We start from the raw sequence: 14,183 nt of genomic DNA, 5'->3' as shown, positions 1-14,183 counted from the left end.
GTCCTAGGACTCGGCGGGCTTGATCTTGGAGAGGATCTGGATGCCGGTCATGCCCTGCATGGGCGCGCAGTACGGGTCGTCCTTCGTGGGGAAGCCGGTCCAGTTCTTCTCGCTGAACTGGTAGAACTCCAAGGGGCGGTACATGAGCGGGATGGCGGGGGCCTCGGCGCGGATGATGTCGTCGAGCTGGGTATAGGCGGCGGTGGCGGCCGCGGCGTCGGCGGCGGTGGCGGCCTCGTCGAGGAGCGCGGGGACGGCGTCGTGGTGGAAGCGCCCGAAGTTCCAGAAGGCCATCTCGCCGACGGGCGGGACGTCGCGGTCGTCGATGAGGTCGCGGATGCGCGACCAGGGGCTGGAGGGGGCGACGTCGGAGACGTACCACAGGACCATGTCGAAGGCGCCGTTGCCGAGGTTGTCGTTGACCTCGGTGAAGTCGCTGAACTCGGTGGCGACGTCGATCCCGGCGGCGGTGGCGGTGGTGGCGACGATGTCGAGGGCGGCGTTCCAGTCGGTCCAGCCCTGCGGGGTGGCGGCCTTGAACGGGCCGAGGCGGGTCCCGTCGGGGAGGACGTAGATCCCGTCGTCTCCTTTGGCCGCGCCGACCTCCTGTTCGAGGATGCGGGCGGCCTCGTCGGGGTCGTAGGACCAGCCCGCGGCGGCGGCCTCGGCGTTGAAGTGGACGCTCTCGGCGCCTTCGGGGAGGATGACGCTGGCCTGTGCGGGGTCGCTCATCCCGGCCATGGCGGACTCGGCGATCTTGGCGTAGTCGATGGCGTGGGCGAGCGCGCGGCGGACGCGGGCGTCGGCGAGGGGGCCGGTCGTGGTGTTGATGATGAGCATCGGGATGGAGCCGGGCAGGTGGTAGGGGGCGTCGCTCTGCCAGGTCTTGACGGGCAGGCCGCGGTCCTCCCAGAGCTCGTTGACGCGGGGCAGGAAGTACGCGGAGAGGTCGATGTCGCCGTTCTGGAAGGACAGGTTGGCGGCGTCGTTGCCTTCGTAGATCGCGTGGACGACCTGCTGCGGGACGGGTCTGCCGTGGATCTCGGCGCCCCAGTAGTCGGGGTGGAGGGCGAGGGTGACGTCCTGGTGGGAGTAGGAGTCGAGGGTGTAGGGGCCGGAGCCGACGGGCTCGGTGTTGGGGTGCTCGGTGAGCTCGGCGTCGGGGACCTCGGCCCACACGTGCGCGGGGAGGATGTACGTGAAGCAGAGCAGGTCCATGAGCCGGAGGCGCTGGGGGCGTTCGGCGTTGAGGGTGAACACGACGGTGCGGTCGTCGGGCGCCTCGATGGCGTCCACGTAGGACCAGATGTCGCCGTAGGCGATGCCCTCGTTGCGGTCGGCGAGGCCGAAGGTGGCGATCACGTCGGCGCTGGTGAGCGGCTTGCCGTCGTGCCAGGTCGTGCCCTCGTGGAGGGTCACGGCGCCGGTGTCGCCGTCCCAGGCGATGCCGGAGGCGAGGAGCGGTTCGGACTCGCCGGTGAGGAGGTTGAAGTTGAAGAGCGTCTCGTAGAGGTGGACGGCGTAGTTGCCGACGGGCCAGGAGGCGGTCCAGCCGAGGGGGTTGAAGTTGGTGGGGGCGCCGTCCTGGAGCCCGGCGGTGTAGAGGGTGGTCGCGCGGGCGTCGCCGCCGCCGGTCCCGGTGCAGGCGGCGAGGGCGGCGGCCGCGCCGAGGGCGGCGGAGGTCTGGAGGACGGTGCGGCGGCTCGGGCGGCCGGGGCGGTGCGTCATGGCGGTGTCCCTTGCTCGGGGTGACGGTGAGGAGTCTCGGGGGTGCATCGAGCTTAATAGTTAGATAAGGTTACTAACTTATAAGCGCCGATAGTATACTCAGCGGGCCCCGGGGTCAACATCGACGCGAACAGAACTTCCCGCGGCCGGCCATCAGCGACGAAGGACGCCCATGCGAACGAACACGGACCCGCCCGTCCCCTCCGGCTCCTCCCACCTGCTGCGCACCATCAACGAGCGCGCCGCGCTCTACCACCTGCTTGAGAACGACACGCTCACCCGCGTGGAGCTGCGCAAGCTCACCGGCCTGGCCAAGCCCACGGCCTCGCAGGTGATGCTGCGGCTGGCCGAGTCCGGGCTCGCGGTCACCCAGGGGCGCACCACCGCCAGGCAGGTCGGGCCCCGGGCCGAGGTGTACTCCGTGAACGCCGACCACGCGTTCGCCGCGGCCGCGACCCTCCACGAGCCCGACGGCGTCACCGTCGCGATCCGCGACCTCAAAGGGCGCGAACGGACCTCGTCGACCCGCACCTTCGACTTCAACGAGGTCCCCGTCGACACCGCGGTCCAGCGCATGCTGCGCCGCACCGCCGACGACGCGGGGATCGCCCTGGACCGCGTCGCCGTCGTCCACCTCGCCGTCCCCGGCGCCTACGACGCCGTCACCGACACCATCGGGTACGCCGACCTCCCCGGCGCCCCCGACGTGCGGCTCGGCGCGTCCCTGGAGTCGTTCATGGACTGCCCGGTGACGATCCACAACGACGTCAACGCCGCCACCGTCGCCGAGCGCCGCAACCCGGCCGTCTCCGGCGGCCTGGTCCTGCTGTGGCTGGGCCGCGAGGGCATCGGCACCGGGATCGACCTGGCGCACGGCCTCGTCGTCGGCGCCCGCGGCGCCGCGGGCGAACTCGGGTACGTGCCCGTCTTCCCCGACCGGACCGGCCCCGACGACCCGACCTACCAGGACTGGATCGGCGCCCCCGCCGTCCTCGCCCTGGGCCGCGAGCACGGCGTCGCGGGCGCCGACGCCGCCTCGGTCATGACCGCGGCCGTCAAGGTGGGCGCCCAGGCGTTCATGGACGCCTACGCCAAGCGGGTCGCCGGGGCGCTGCACCTGCTCACGTGCCTGTTCGACCCGCCGAGCCTGGTCCTCGGCGGCGAGATCGCGCGGGCGGGCGGCGAGACCTTCGTGGAGTCGGTGCGGCGCGCGAACGCCTCGCTGGCCGAGCGGATCCTGCCGTCGGCGGTGTACGGCGACGCCGTCGCGATCGGGGTCCTGGACCTGGCGTACGCCGACCTGAAGGGCCGCGTGCTCGACGCGGCCCTCCCGGAGGCTCAGTAGGCGACGCGGACGGGCTCCATCGCGGCGATGCCGGCGGCGAGCCTGCGGTGGGCCGCGGTGTCGGTCGCGCCGGTGAGCGCGTCGAGCGCGGTCCACGCGGCGCCGAGCACCGGCGGGCGGTCGAGGCCGGTGTAGGACGCGAGCGGGAACTCCGCCTCCAGGATCGGCGCCAAGTGCCGGTGCAGAGCCGCGGGCGCGGCCGCGAGGACCCCGCCGCCGCCCACGATCGTGAACGGCCCCTTGCCGAGTCCGAGCCTGCGGGCCGCGACGCGGACCATCGCGGTGATCTCGGCCGCCTGGCGCTCCACGACGGACTCTGCGACGGCGTCCCCGGCGTCGGCGGCCGCGAACAGGCGCGGTACGAGCCCGTGGACCATGTCCCGGGGAAAGCGGCCGAAGTGCAGGCCGATCGCGGCGTCCTCGGCGGTGCCGGTCCCGAAGTGCGCGCGCACGGCCGCGCACAGGGCCGTGGCGGGGCCGCGGCCGTCCTCGGCGCGGGCGGCGTGGAAGAGCACGGCGTCCCCGAGGTCCTCGCCGCCGCCCCAGTCGCCCGTGGTCGGCCCGAGCGCCGGGAACCGCGACCACTCGTCGGACGCGTTGCGCCCCACGCTGTTCATGCCCGCCCCGCAGATGACGGCGACGGCGTTCCGGTCGCTCGTCCCGGCCCGCAGCAGCGCGAACACGTCGTTGTCGAGCACCACCTCGTCGGCCCAGCCGCGCGAGCGGGCGTCGGCGTTCAGCCGCTCGACCTCTACCGGGAGGTCCACGCCCGCAAGGAGGGCGTCGACCCGCGCGAGCGGTACTTCACTCCCCCACCGGGCTTCGGCGCGGACGGTGTCGATGAGCTTGCCCAGCAGGTCCACAGCCTCCCGGTAGCCGAGCCGGTGCGGCGAGGAGGTGCCGGTGCGCACGTAGGCGTGGACGCGGCCGTCTGCGGTCGCGGCGACCGCGTCGGTCTTGGAGTTCCCGCCGTCCACCGCGATGAAGGCGCGGTCCGCGTTCAGGCCCAAGGGAGGTGGTCCCGCCCGGTGGCGATGAGGCGGGCCGTCAGGCCCTCCGCGAGGTCGTGCTGGCCGACGAGGGGGTGCGCGAGCAGCGCTTCGTAGACGCGGCGCTCGCCGCCGCGGACCGCGGCCTGGACGCCCAGTTCCTCGTAGGCGGCGACGGCCGCGACGAGGCCGCGCTGGCGCGGCCCGAGCGGGGCCGCGTCGACGGGCGCGATGTCGGCGCCGACGCGGGCCGAGACCTCGATGACGGCCTCGTCGGGCAGGTACGGCAGGAATCCGCGGTTGCGGACGTTCACCGCGTGGACGCCGCCGTCCCGGGTGAGCAGCGAGCGCATGAGCGCCACGGCGGCCTCGGAGTAGTAGGCGCCGCCGCGCTGCGAGAGCAGGTCGGGCTTGCGGTCGAGGGTGTCGTCCTCGTAGATCTTCCAGAGTTCGGCCTCGATGCGGGCGACCTCCCGCCCGCGCGAGGGGGCGGTGCGCAGCCGCTCCACTTCCGTGTCGTGGGCGTAGAAGTAGTGCAGGTAGTAGGAGGGCACGCGACCGTCGGCGAAGACCGCGGCCGGGAGGTCCACTTCGTCGGCGATCTCGTCTCGGTGCTCGTCGAGGAGGCCGGGGAGGACGTCGCGGCCGTCGACGCGGACGCCGGTCTCCCAGGTGAGGTGGTTGAGGCCGACGTGGTCGAGGACGACGTCCTCGGGGGCGCGGCCGAGGAGCCCGGCGAAGCGGCGCTGGAAGCCGATCGCGACGTTGCACAGGCCGATCGCGCGGTGGCCCGCGTCGAGGAGCGCGCGGGTGACCATGCCGACGGGGTTGGTGAAGTCGACGATCCACGCGCCGGGGGCGGCGAGTTCGCGGACGCGGTCGGCGATCCCGAGCGCGACGGGGATGGTGCGCAGGGCCTTCGCGAGGCCGCCCGCGCCGGTGGTCTCCTGGCCGACGCAGCCGCATTCGAGCGGGAACGCCTCGTCCTCGATCCGGGCCCGCTGACCGCCGACGCGCAGCTGGAGCAGCACGATCGCGGCGCCCTCGACGCCGCGGTCGAGGTCGGTCGTCCACTCGACCTTCGCGCCGGACCCGTGCCGGCGCATGATGCGCCGCACCAGCGGGCCGATGACCTCCAGCTTGTCCGCGGCCGGGTCCACCAGCGCCACTTCGTCGATGCCGAGCGCGACGGCGTTGGCGCCGAAGCCTTCGGCGAGCTCGGGGGTGTAGGTGGATCCGCCACCGACCACGGCGATCTTCATCAAGGTCCTCTCGATCAGCGACGGACATGAAGGGCCGTCATAAATAGTCAGGTTAACTAACTAACTGATCGATGTCAACGCGCGGACCGGAACGGGACCGCCTTGGATGGCGGTCCCGTCCGCCGGGTCAGAGCGCGTGCTTGAGGGTGAGCCAGCCGCCGTCGACGGGCAGGTCGACGCCGGTGATGTAGCCGGCCTCGTCGGAGGCGAGGTAGGCGACGGCGGTGGCGACCTCGTCGGCGCGGCCGACCCGGCCGACGAGCGTCGCGTCGCCGGCCCGGACGATGTCCTCCTCCGAAGTGTCGGCCCAGTGGGTGGTGCGGATCGGGCCGGGCGAGACCGAGTTGCACCTGACGTGCGGGGCGTACTCGACGGCGAGCTGCCTGACGAGGGCGTTGAGCCCGCCTTTGGCCGCGGCGTAGGCGGTGTAGCCCTTGAGCGACCGGTGGGCGTGGACCGAGGAGACCGCCACGACCGCGCCGCGGGCCTCCCGCAGCGGCCCGATGCAGGCTTTGACGCCGAGGTAGGCGGCCTTGAGGGTGACGTCGTGCGTGCGGTCCCAGTCCGGCTCGGACAGCTCGTGGGGCGCTCCGTTGACGCTCGCGAAGGCGTTCGAGACGAGCACGTCGAGGCGGCCGTGGGCGCTGATCACCTTGTCGTGCAGGGCGGTCCAGTCGGCGGCGCTGGAGGCGTCGGCGCGGTGGAAGCGGACCCCGCTCGTCTCGCGGGCGATCCGCTCCCCCGCCTCCTCGTCCACGTCGGCGACGTAGACCGCCGCGCCTTCGGCCGCGAGGCGCGCCGCGCAGGCCGCCCCGATCCCCTTCGCTCCACCGGTGATGACGGCGACTTTGCCTTCGAATCGGTTCATCGGCATACGGTAGCGTCCGAATCCACTGGGCCGTAACCTGATGCGACGATCCCGTCGCTATCCGGGCACGACCAGGTGCAGGCGGCGGTCGGCGAGGCCGATCGTGATCTGCTGGCCCCAGGCCACGGTGAGGTGGTCGGACTCGACGCCGTCGGCGAAGACCACGAGCCGCTCGCTCTCGCACACGAGCCGCAGCTCCTCCCCCGTGCCCAGGACGCCCGCGGTGAGCGCGGTGCCGGTGGCGGGCGAGGGCCACGCCTCCCGCACGAACCAGGACAGGGACGGCGCCTCCGGGCCGGGCAGGATCTCGCGCCGGTCCCGTTCGGCCGCAACGGAAGCAGTCCAGCCGGTGGCGCCGGTGCCGGTCCCGACGAGCACGCCCGAGGAGGACTGGCGCTCGCCGCGCCCCGCCGCGTCCACGAGGCGGTAGCGCGCGGACTGGTGGGCGGCGTGCCCGGCGTAGACCTCGTTGAGGCCCGCGAGCTGCTGGCCGTCGTCGAGCCGGGCGGCGACCATCGTGAGCCTGCGGGACGCCGCCGTCCCGGCGGCGACCGCCTGGAGCGCCTTGGCGACCGACGCGGCCCGGAACTGGACGAGGACGCCGCGGTTGCGTCCCGGCTCGGGGTCGACGCCGATCACGGGCTGGCCGGACAGGTACTTCGCGACGTTCGCGACGAGGCCGTCCTGGCCGACCGCGACCACGATGTCCTCGGGCGCGAACAGGAACCGCGGCAGGTCGTCGCGGTCGACGCGGCCGCGCCGCCAGTCGGCCGGGACCGCCGCGTCCACTGTGGTGAGCGCGGTTTGCAGGGCCTCGTGGCGGGCGGTGGCCTCCTGGAGGTCGCGGCCGCGCTGGCGCAGGAAGTGGTCGGCGGCGGCGCGGGTGCCGTGGCGGGCCAGGAGCTCGTCGAGTTCGCTGCGGCGGCTGACGACGACCACGCGCGGCGCGAGCGTGGCGCTCACTGCCGACCGTCCGCGAGCCGGGCGATGGCGCCGGTGAGCAGGTCGGGCGTGACGGTCAGCTGGCCGATCGCGGGGAGCTGCCCGGCGAGGTCGCGCATCGCGAGGGCGTGGAGGACGCCGGTGGGCAGGTCGCGGTAGATCGCCATGCGGGCGGCCTCGGCGTCGGCTTCGGCGGCGCCGACCTCGCGGACCCGGTCGGCCTGGGCCGCGGCGAGGGTGCGGGCCTTCTCCGCTTCGCCTTGGGCCGAGGCGAGTTCGGCGGCGGCGGTGAGCTCGGCGCGGCGCCGGTCGTTGGCGCCCTTCTGCTCCACGAGCTGCTGCTCGCGGCGGGCCAGCTCGATCTTGTTCTGGAGCTCGTTCTCGGCGATGGCCCGCTCCTGCTCGACGGCCTGGGCGCGGCGGGCGTACGTGGCCTTGTCCGCGTCCTGCTGCACCGCTTCGCGGGTGGGGGTCTGGAGCGAGCGCTCCATCTCGGGCTCGGGCCGGATCGCCACCACGCGGGCGCTGACGACCGCGACGCCGACGTCCCCCAGGCGCGCGTCGTCGGAGAGCGCGGCGGCCACGGCCTCGCGGACCTCGGTGATGGCGACGGTGAGCGCGTCGGCCAGCGGGACCCGGGCGAGCAGGTCGAGGGCGGGCTGCTGGGCGAGCTCGGTGAGGAGGGTCGCGACCTGGTCGAGGGGGCGGGCGCGGGCCTGGCCGCCGTAGGGGTCGACGGAGAAGTCGAGGCGGGCGGCGGCCAGCGCGGGGTCGGCGATGCGGTAGGTGACGGTGGCCTGGACGGTGACGTCGGCGAAGTCGGCGGTGCGGGCGTGGAACATCAGGGGCAGTTCGCGGTCGTCGACGGGGACTTCGGAGAGGACGGCGGTGAGGGGCCGGTACCAGAACGACTGGCCGGTCCCCTCCTTGACGGCGCGGCCGCGCTTCTGGAAGCGGACCCAGACGGTGGGGGTGCCGCGCAGGTGGCGCAGGAACAGGCGGTTGGTGACATCGGCCATGGGGTGGGCCTCCTTTTCTCGTCATCATGACGATAATCCTCGTGCTAGGTTATCGTCAAGGTGGTGAGAATGAGTTATCCGGTGTTCGCGGTCACGGTCGATCTGGTAGTGCTCACGGTCAGGGAGGGCGGCCTGCACGTGCTGCTGGTGCGGCGCGGGATCGAGCCGTACCAAGGGAAGTGGGCGCTGCCGGGCGGGTTCGTGCTCGAAGACGAGGACCTGGGGTCGGCGGCGCGGCGGGAGCTGGCGGAGGAGACGGGCCTCGCGGACGCGGGCGGGCATCTGGAGCAGCTCGCGAGTTACGGTGCGCCCGACCGCGATCCGCGCGGGCGGGTGGTGACGGTGGCGTACCTGGCGCTGCTGCCGGACCTGCCCGTGCCGACGGCGGGCACCGATGCGGCGGAGGCGGAGTGGCGGCCGGTCGGGGACCTGGGGCTCGCGTTCGACCACGACCGGATCCTCGCCGATGGCATCGAGCGTGCCCGCTCCAAACTGGAGTACACGCCGCTCGCGGCGGCGTTCTGCCCGCCGGAGTTCACGATCGCGGCGCTGCGGCAGGTCTACGAGGCGGTCTGGGGCGAGGCCATCGACCCGCGGAACTTCCACCGCAAGGCGACCTCGACCCCCGGGTTCGTCTCCCCCACGGGCGGTTCCACCGAGGGCGGCGCGGGCCGCCCGGCACGGCTGTACCGCCGCGGAGACGCTGCCCTGCTCAATCCCCCGCTGCTGCGGCGCAGCTCCGGGGATTGAAGCGGGTCGCCGGAGCCGGGCCGGGATACGATGCGGCGACTATGGGAGGAACCGTGTCGAAACCTCGCCTGCGGCGGCGCATCGCGCCCGCGCTGGGGCTGTTCGTGCTGGCGCCGTTCGTCGGGGAGCTGCTGCTCGGGAACCTGGCGATCTCGGAGTTCGGCCTCGCGCTGCTGCTCGCGCCGCTGTACGGCGGCGGGGCGCTGCTCATCCGCGAGACCGCGCGGCGGGCCGGGCGCGGATGGCCGACGATGGTGCTCCTCGCGGCGGCGTACGCGCTCGTCGAGGAGGGCCCGGTCGACCAGCTCCTGTGGAACGACGCGTACGCGGGACACGATCTGCTGCACGGGGAGTCGTACCTCCCGGCGATCGGCATGAACGTGGAGCTGACGGTGACGATCCTGGCGCTCCACACGGTCTGGAGCATCTGCGTGCCGATCGCGATCGTGGAGGCGTTCGTGCCCGACCGGCGCACGGAGCCGTGGCTGGGCGTCCCCGGGTTCATCATGACCGCGCTGGTCTACCTGGGCGGCGTCAACCTCGTGTTCTGGGGGACGCTCGCGGAGGAGGACTTCATGGCCTCGCAGCTCCAGTTCGCCTCGATCGGCGTCGTCATCGCGGCGCTCATCGTGCTCGCGTTCCGGGTCGGCCGCGACCCGCGCCCGCCGCTGCCGGGCCCTGCGCCGTCGCCGTGGGCCGTGGGGGCCGCCTCGCTCATCGGCACCAGCGCGTTCTGGGGGCCGGCGAACCTGGTGACGGCCGACTGGTACGAGTGGGTGAACGTGGCGGTGTGGTGCGTCGTCGCCGTCGCCGGAACGGTCCTGGCGCTGCGGTGGTCCAGGATGGACGGCTGGAGTCCGGTGCACGTCTTCGCCCTCGCCGCGGGCGCGACCTTGACCTATGCGTGGACCGCGTTCCCGGTCCAGCCCGAGACGCCCGGATCGGCGACACTGGACCTGGTCGGGAACACGGTGTTCGCCGCCGTCGCGGTCCTGATCCTCATCGGCGCGGGCCGCGCCGTCACCGGGCATGCAGGAGGAACCGTTGCTCTCGATCACTGAAGTCCGCGCACAACTCCAGGACGACCTGGACCGCCTCGCCCGCGAGCACGATGTGCCGGGCGCCGCGGTGGCCGTCGCGATCGGCGACGAGACCGCCGAGGCGGTGACCGGGGTCGTCAACCGCCGCACCGGGATCGCGGTGACGCCCGACGCGGTCTTCCAGATCCAGTCGGTCACGAAGGTCTGGACCGCGACGCTCGTCATGCAGCTCGTCGACGAGGGCCGCATCGCGCTCGACGACCCGGTCCGGGCGCATCTCCCGCAGTTCCGCACCGCCGATCCCGTTGCGAGCGAAGGGATCACCATCGCGCACCTGCTCACGCACACGGGAGGGTTCGAGGGCGACCTGTGGGCGGCGACCACTGAGGACGACGACGCGCTGCGACGGCTGGTCGAGGACGAGGTGCCGCGGCTGCCGCAGGAGCGCGCGCCCGGCGCCGGGTACTCGTATTGCAGCGCGGGGATGGCCGTGCTCGGCAGGCTCGTGGAGGTCCTGCGCGGCACGACGTTCGCCGAGGCGCTGCGCGAGCAGCTCGCCGAGCCGCTCGGGGTCGAGGACCTCGCGTTCGGGCCGAACGACGCGCTCGGGTTCAACACCGCCATCGGCCATGTGCGGCAAGACGACCGGGGCCCCTGGCCCCTCAAGGCATGGGCGAGCATGCCCGCGTCGAACCCCGCAGCGGGGAACCGGCTCGCGATGTCGGCGCGGGGCCTCCTGTCATTCGGCCGCATGCACGCCGGGGATGGCGGGAACGTCCTGTCCGCCGATTCGGCGCGTGCGATGCGCACCGGACGCGTCGCGATCCCGGCGAGCCCGGTCGTGCCCAAGCAGGTCGGCCTCGGCTGGGAGATCTACGGCGGCGGCGCGGTCGTCGGCCACGGCGGCGGTGCGCTCGGATGCGACGCGGTGCTGTACGTCGTGCCCGGCCAGCGCATGGCCGTCGCACTGGTCTCCAACGGCGGCAGAGGGAAGTCGCTCATGCGGGGGCTCGTGCACCCGCTCGTGGAGCAGGCGTCCGGGGTCGCGCTGTCCGGACCGGACCTGGAGCCGGCCGAAGCGGGGACCGCACTCGACCGGTGCGCGGGCGTGTACGCGAACAGTACGCAGCGGATCACGGTCGCCGCGGCGGACGGCGGGCTCGACGCGGTCGGCGAGTCGCTCGGCGACGCCGCCCTCATGTTCGAGCGCGTCGGCCTCCCGGTCGAGCCGATGAAGCTGCGGCTCAGCGAGGTCGGCCGCGGGCTGTTCCACAACGCGGGCGCCGGGTACGTCGAGTTCACCGGCGCCGATGAGGGTCCGGCCCGGTTCCTGGTCATGGGCCAGCGGCTGGTCCCCCGCACGGAGTCCGCCGGCGAAGGGGACCGCTAGCACCGGAGCCCGCCGACGGGATCGGTGCCGGAGAACTGCCGGAAGGCTGCCGGTCGACGCGGGTGCGCGGGACCCCAGGCGTCGATAGACTGGGCCGGGTCCCGGTGTCCCCTCGGCTTGGAGCTTGCATGTCCCCCTCCGGCGCAACGGTTTCCGTGCTCGACACCTGGCTGCGGGGCGTCGAATTCCTCGATGCGGGAGACAAGGTCAGGGCCTCCGACTGCTTCGAGTACGTCCTCGACTACGCGCCCTCGAACGCGGACGCGTGGCTCGGCCTGCACGCCTCGGGCGAGCGGCGGACCGAGGCGCTGCTCGGCATGCTGGAGCACCGGCAGCGGATGGGTCTGCTCCAGGAGGCGGCCGGACGGCCGCTGGAGTCCTCGTTCCGGTTGGGGCGGTTCGTGGAGCACCGGATCGCGCGGGCGTACCATGCGTGGCTCGCGTACGTGGCGGCGCTGATCGACGACGGGGAGCTGGAGCTCGCGGCGGAGCAGCTCGACCGGGCCGAGGAGCAGGAGCACGCCCTTGAGGACCGTGCGCGGCTGCTGAAGGCCCGCTGCTGCTTCGAGCGGGACGACTGGACCGCGACGCTCAAGGCCGCCGAGGGGATCGAGGCCCCGCGGCTGCGCGACGAGGCCCGGTTCTACGTCGCCGTGTCGCTGGTGAACCTCGGCGTCCCGCATGAGGCGCTCGACGTGCTCGACACGGTGCCCGGCGCATTGGAGGATCCGGAGTACGTCGCGCACGTGATGTTCGTGCGGGGCGCGGCGCTGGAGTCCCTGGGGCAGACCGCGGACGCCGCCCAGGCGTACCAGCGGGCGTTCCGGCTCGCGCCGGACAACGAGCGGTTCGCCGAGCGGGCGCGGGCGGTGGGGGCGGCCAAGCGGGTCGAGCTCGACTTCGACGAGGAGGCGGACCGTCCGGCGGACGACGCCGGGCGCCGGACGGCGCTGCTGGAAGACGCTGCGGCGCAACTTGACGCGATGATCGGGCTGGAGCCGGTCAAGTCCCAGATCGAAGCGCTCAAGGCCCAGTTCCGCATGGCGTCGCTGCGCCGCGAGCGCGGGCTGCCGGGCGGCGCCCGGCCCCACCATTTCGTGTTCACCGGCCCGCCCGGGACGGGCAAGACCACCGTCGCGCGCATCATGGGCGAGATCCTGGCGGGACTCGGGCTGCTGGAGCACGGGAGGGTCGTCGAGACGCAGCGCGCGGACCTCGTGGCGGGCTTCCTGGGGCAGACCGCGATCAAGACCCGCAAGCGGATCGAGAAGGCCGTCGGCGGCGTGCTGTTCATCGACGAGGCGTACTCGCTCGCGGGCAAGGGGTATGCGGGCGATCAGGACGCGTTCGGGGACGAGGCGCTCCAGGAGATCCTGACCGCGGCCGAGAACCGGCGCGACGAGCTCGTCATCGTCCTCGCCGGGTACACCGGGGAGATCCGGGAGCTGCTCGACGCGAACCCGGGCCTGCGGTCGCGGTTCTCTACGGTGGTCGACTTCCCGACGTATTCGGCGGAGGAGCTCGCTGCGATCGCGGCCTCGGTGCTCGGCGCCGGCGGGGAGACGCTCACCGCGGAGGCGGAACGGGCCCTGCTGGTCTCGTTCACGCGGGCGGCGAGTTCGGGACGGGTCGACGAGCTGGGGAACGGGCGGTTCGCACGAGAGCTGTCGCGCAAGGCCGCCGCGCAGCGCGATCTGCGGCTCCTCCGCGGCTACGGCGACAGCGGCACCCCGAGCGCCGCGGAGATGACGACGATCGAGGCGGTGGACGTCTCCAGCGCGTACGCGGACTTCACCGGGTGAGTGAGGCCCGCGCGGGTCAGGCGGTGAACGATTCGAGCTCTTCGCGGGTCGGGGGTTCGGCGCCGCTGCGGGTGCAAGTGATCGCTGAGGCCGTGACGGCGGTGTCGAGGACGGTTGCGAGGTGGGCTGATCCCATGCGGCGCAGTGCCTCGCGGTCGGCGAGGAGGCCGAGGGTTTCGAGGCGCCAGAGCATGCCCGAGGTGAACGCGTCCCCCGCGCCGACGGTGTCGGCCACGGTGATCGGGCGGGCCGGGCAGTGGTGCTCGGCGGAGGCGGTGACCGCGTAGGCGCCGCCGGCGCCGAGGGTCGCCACGACCATGGCGGGGCCGAGGCCGCGCCAGGACTTGACGACCTCCGCGGGCGACGCGCCGGGGTAGAGCCAGGCGAGGTCCTCGTCGCTGGCCTTGACGACGTCGGCGAGGGCCACGAGGCGCTCGATCCGCTGCCGGGCCTCGTCGGGCGGGCCCATGAGGGTCGGGCGCACGTTCGGGTCGTAGCTGATCACGGCATCCGTGGCGGCCAGGAGCGCTTCCACCGCGGCGGCGCCCGGTTCGAGCGCGGTCGCCAGGGAGCCGGTGTGGAGGCAGGTCGAGCCCGGCGGCAGGGTGAGCGGCCGCGTGGGGGCCCAGTCGATGTCGAACTCGTAGCGGGCAGCGCCGCGCTCGTCGAGGACCGCGGTCGCGGTGCTCGTCGGCGCGTCGCTCACGGTCCGGACGGCGACGCCCGCGGACGCCAGGTGGCGGCGGATCGCCTCGCCGCGCGGGTCGGGGCCGAGCTGGGTGAGGAGCGTCGTGGGCAGGCCCAGGCGCGCGGTGCCGAGCGCGACGTTGGCGGGCGAGCCGCCCGGGTGCTCGGCGGGCGGGGCCGCCGGGCCCGGGGGTCGCACCAGGTCCATGAGGGCTTCGCCGACGACGGTCAACACTGGTTTCCTCCTTGGGTTCTCGCGGTCCGCACGGGAGATTGACTCCAAATGTGAGTCATGCTACTTTCGAGTCTCCGGTGACAACGTTGTCGCCAACGTTGTCACCGATTCTCGCAGACGACCGCG

The 14,183-nt window shown here is 73.3% G+C and carries 12 protein-coding genes; 5 read left to right on the top strand and 7 right to left on the bottom strand.

The features are described 5' to 3' along the window. Window positions 1-3: 3 nt before the first annotated feature. Window positions 4-1,728, bottom strand: a complete 1,725-nt coding sequence (locus WA640_RS11555) for an ABC transporter substrate-binding protein (protein WP_335987794.1) — start codon at window positions 1,726-1,728, stop codon at window positions 4-6. 172 nt (window positions 1,729-1,900) lie between these two features. Here WA640_RS11555 and WA640_RS11550 point away from each other — a divergent pair, with 172 nt between their 5' ends. Continuing rightward, window positions 1,901-3,073 (top strand): ROK family transcriptional regulator, encoded by a 1,173-nt coding sequence (locus tag WA640_RS11550; protein WP_335987793.1) that lies wholly within the window; start codon window positions 1,901-1,903, stop codon window positions 3,071-3,073. Here WA640_RS11550 and WA640_RS11545 read toward each other — a convergent pair. From WA640_RS11545 to WA640_RS11525, 5 genes are all read right to left on the bottom strand, one after another. Continuing rightward, window positions 3,067-4,083, bottom strand: a complete 1,017-nt coding sequence (locus tag WA640_RS11545; RefSeq protein WP_335987792.1) for an N-acetylglucosamine kinase — start codon at window positions 4,081-4,083, stop codon at window positions 3,067-3,069. The genes WA640_RS11550 and WA640_RS11545 overlap by 7 nt on opposite strands. After that, window positions 4,074-5,324: a family 4 glycosyl hydrolase gene (locus tag WA640_RS11540; protein ID WP_335987791.1), complete on the bottom strand. Its 1,251-nt coding sequence runs from the start codon at window positions 5,322-5,324 to the stop codon at window positions 4,074-4,076. Before WA640_RS11540 ends, WA640_RS11545 begins: the two co-directional genes overlap by 10 nt. Before the next feature lie 127 nt (window positions 5,325-5,451). Then, the gene (locus WA640_RS11535; RefSeq protein WP_335987790.1) at window positions 5,452-6,192 is read right to left on the bottom strand and encodes an SDR family NAD(P)-dependent oxidoreductase; all 741 of its coding nucleotides are present in this window, start codon (window positions 6,190-6,192) and stop codon (window positions 5,452-5,454) included. A 57-nt stretch (window positions 6,193-6,249) separates the two neighbouring features. After that, the gene (locus tag WA640_RS11530; RefSeq protein WP_335987789.1) at window positions 6,250-7,155 is read right to left on the bottom strand and encodes a hypothetical protein; all 906 of its coding nucleotides are present in this window, start codon (window positions 7,153-7,155) and stop codon (window positions 6,250-6,252) included. Then, entirely contained in the window at window positions 7,152-8,153 is a 1,002-nt protein-coding gene (locus WA640_RS11525) for an SPFH domain-containing protein (RefSeq protein WP_106363642.1), read from the bottom strand. Before WA640_RS11525 ends, WA640_RS11530 begins: the two co-directional genes overlap by 4 nt. A gap of 69 nt (window positions 8,154-8,222) precedes the next feature. Between WA640_RS11525 and WA640_RS11520 the strand changes: the two genes are divergently transcribed. From WA640_RS11520 to WA640_RS11505, 4 genes are all read left to right on the top strand, one after another. Continuing rightward, the gene (locus WA640_RS11520; protein WP_335987788.1) at window positions 8,223-8,903 is read left to right on the top strand and encodes an NUDIX hydrolase; all 681 of its coding nucleotides are present in this window, start codon (window positions 8,223-8,225) and stop codon (window positions 8,901-8,903) included. 53 nt (window positions 8,904-8,956) lie between these two features. Beyond that, the gene (locus WA640_RS11515; RefSeq protein WP_335987787.1) at window positions 8,957-9,964 is read left to right on the top strand and encodes a DUF998 domain-containing protein; all 1,008 of its coding nucleotides are present in this window, start codon (window positions 8,957-8,959) and stop codon (window positions 9,962-9,964) included. Further along, window positions 9,948-11,333 carry a serine hydrolase domain-containing protein gene (locus WA640_RS11510; protein ID WP_335987786.1) on the top strand — a complete coding sequence of 462 codons (1,386 nt, stop codon included), beginning with the start codon at window positions 9,948-9,950 and terminating at the stop codon, window positions 11,331-11,333. The genes WA640_RS11515 and WA640_RS11510 overlap by 17 nt, the downstream gene beginning before the upstream one ends. A 128-nt stretch (window positions 11,334-11,461) precedes the next feature. Beyond that, entirely contained in the window at window positions 11,462-13,135 is a 1,674-nt protein-coding gene (locus WA640_RS11505) for an AAA family ATPase (RefSeq protein ID WP_335987785.1), read from the top strand. A gap of 16 nt (window positions 13,136-13,151) precedes the next feature. Here the strand turns inward: WA640_RS11505 and WA640_RS11500 are convergent, their stop codons facing one another. Beyond that, window positions 13,152-14,057 carry a carbohydrate kinase family protein gene (locus WA640_RS11500; protein ID WP_335987784.1) on the bottom strand — a complete coding sequence of 302 codons (906 nt, stop codon included), beginning with the start codon at window positions 14,055-14,057 and terminating at the stop codon, window positions 13,152-13,154. Window positions 14,058-14,183 lie beyond the last annotated feature (126 nt).

The sequence above is a fragment of the Glycomyces sp. MUSA5-2 genome, from assembly GCF_037034145.1.
Classification (GTDB): domain Bacteria; phylum Actinomycetota; class Actinomycetes; order Mycobacteriales; family Micromonosporaceae; genus Glycomyces; species Glycomyces artemisiae.
The sequence above is the reverse complement of the archived record's forward strand: the minus strand, read 5'-3'. Positions and strand labels throughout refer to the sequence as shown.

Bases quoted from the DNA above. Each gene is read 5' to 3' on its own strand.
- WA640_RS11520 (WP_335987788.1), top strand. From the start codon at position 8,223: ATGAGTTATCCGGTGTTCGCGGTCACGGTCGATCTGGTAGTGCTCACG.
- WA640_RS11550 (WP_335987793.1), top strand. From the start codon at position 1,901: ATGCGAACGAACACGGACCCGCCCGTCCCCTCCGGCTCCTCCCACCTG.
- WA640_RS11505 (WP_335987785.1), top strand. From the start codon at position 11,462: ATGTCCCCCTCCGGCGCAACGGTTTCCGTGCTCGACACCTGGCTGCGG.
- WA640_RS11535 (WP_335987790.1), bottom strand. From the start codon at position 6,192: ATGAACCGATTCGAAGGCAAAGTCGCCGTCATCACCGGTGGAGCGAAG.
- WA640_RS11555 (WP_335987794.1), bottom strand. From the start codon at position 1,728: ATGACGCACCGCCCCGGCCGCCCGAGCCGCCGCACCGTCCTCCAGACC.
- WA640_RS11540 (WP_335987791.1), bottom strand. From the start codon at position 5,324: ATGAAGATCGCCGTGGTCGGTGGCGGATCCACCTACACCCCCGAGCTC.
- WA640_RS11525 (WP_106363642.1), bottom strand. From the start codon at position 8,153: ATGGCCGATGTCACCAACCGCCTGTTCCTGCGCCACCTGCGCGGCACC.